The 1,953-nt window shown below is 57.6% G+C and carries 2 protein-coding genes; one reads left to right on the top strand and one right to left on the bottom strand.

Going from position 1 to position 1,953, the window contains the following annotated elements; genetic code table 11:
• Positions 1 to 307: helix-turn-helix domain-containing protein (locus tag GV827_RS23075; protein WP_164356661.1), on the bottom strand; the 307-nt coding region annotated here is incomplete at its 3' end.
• Between the two features lie 321 nt (positions 308 to 628).
• Here GV827_RS23075 and GV827_RS23070 point away from each other — a divergent pair.
• On the top strand, positions 629 to 1,953 hold a 1,325-nt coding region (locus GV827_RS23070), incomplete at its 3' end, for a recombinase family protein (RefSeq protein ID WP_164356660.1).

Genomic DNA, 1,953 nt, shown 5'->3' with positions numbered 1-1,953 from the left:
TGCGCCCAAAGAGAACACCGATGCCACAAAGATCGGACACGCTCGGGACGGCCCGTCCAAGCTCCAGGCGAGAGATATGGCTTTGCGACACACCGAGCAGGTGTGCGCAGTCTTCCTGGTTGAGCCCCGCTTTGCGGCGGGCCTCGGCCAGGCACTGTGAGAAGTCTTGCATAAAACGTATTCTAAGCTGGTAATCCGCCGACGACCCTCTAAGGCGCCAGCGCCGCTCTACGACCCGATGGGGCGATGTCTCTGCCTCTTCCTCCACCGGGCTGGTCTCGCGTGGGATCATCGTCGGAGGGGTCAAACCCCTCCGATCCCCCGAGACCAGCCCGGTGGTGAGGTCATCGCTCTCCTGTCGGGATTGTCTAAAGCACAGCTTACGCCATGGGCATGGCTCTGCAAGACTCACCCGCTACTCCAGTCGACATGAACGCGTGTCTAGGCAAGGCGCCACGCCCCGGTACCCTGAGGGCATGGAGCACGACAAACACCTGCAACGCCATCTCGATCTCTGCCGCCGCATCTACCTGCGCATGCTGGCCGATGGGACCTGGCCCCCGACAGATGCACCCGAGTCGCCAAAATCTGACGATATGGTAGAGTCTGAGGATCCCAATACCAATCTATGAACTCCTGTTTTGGCTACATCCGGGTATCCACCCAGAAGCAAGGCGAAGGGGTCTCTCTCGACGCACAGAAGGAGGCCATCCAGGTCTTTGCGCGTCAGAAGGGTCTGACCATCACCAAGTGGTTCGAGGAAAAGCAGACCGCCGCCAAAGGGGGACGGCCCATCTTCAACCAGATGCTCAGGCAACTCCGCCGTGGCGTCGCCTCTGGCGTTATCATCCACAAGATCGACCGCTCCGCCCGCAACCTGCGCGACTGGGCCATGTTCAGCGAACTGCCCGACGCAGGCGTCAACGTCTATGTCGCCACCGAAAGCCTCGACTTCACCTCGCGCGGCGGGCGGCTCACGGCCGATATCCAGGCCGTCATCGCGGCCGACTACATCCGCAACCTGCGCGAAGAGACCATCAAGGGCATCCAGGGACGCCTCAAACAGGGGCTCTATCCCTTCAAAGCACCAGTTGGGTATCTTGATCAGGGCAAAGGTAAAGCAAAGATCCCTGATCCTCAGAAAGCGCCATTGATCCGGGACATGTTCGATCTCTATGCGAGCGGCCAATACTCTCTAAGGTCGCTGCGAGAAGAGATCAATCGTCGCGGCCTAAGGAACCATCGAAACAGGCCGCTGAGCCTCTGTGGTATCGAAACAATCCTCAAGAACCCATTCTACACAGGCTTGATTGTCATTCGAAAGTCCGGCCAAACCTACCACGGCATCCACAAGTCGATCGTGCCTCCTTCACTCTTCAAGCACGTCCAAGAGATCAAAGAAAGTCGCTTAGGAAAAATATCGACGCAACACAATCATCTTTACCGCGGCCTCTTTCGATGCGGTCTGTGCCAAGGGCCAATGAGCCCAGAGCGCCAGAAAGGCCGCGTCTACTACCGCTGTCAAACAAGGAACTGTCCCACAAAGACCATCCGTGAAGATCTGCTTGAAGCCGCGATCTTGATGGCGCTGCAAAATCTGGAGATGACCGTTGAAGGAGCGGAACAACTGTCGAAAGCCTGGGCCGCAGAAGAAAACAGCGGACAGCTGGAAGCACAACGTCAAGCCATGGCGCTGCAGATTGCTGCGGATGAACAGCGGCTCGATCGCCTCACCGATCTTCTGATTGATGGAACAATCGACAAAAGCCTCTTCGACACTCGAAAACAAAGGCTCGAGATTGATCTGGCCGCATCTCGAGAAAAGCTCCGCAGCCTACCGAGCCCCGAGCAAACCGCCCGCAACCGCAGGCAGTTCCTCGAACTCATGAAAAACCTGACAGGGCTTCATATTTGCGCCCAAGACGCCGAAAAACGCGAAATCGTCGAAAACGC

Origin of the sequence: Sulfitobacter sediminilitoris (assembly GCF_010667575.1) — a bacterium.
GTDB classification, from domain to species: Bacteria; Pseudomonadota; Alphaproteobacteria; order Rhodobacterales; family Rhodobacteraceae; genus Sulfitobacter; species Sulfitobacter sediminilitoris.
This window is presented reverse-complemented; position numbering and strand designations above follow the sequence as displayed.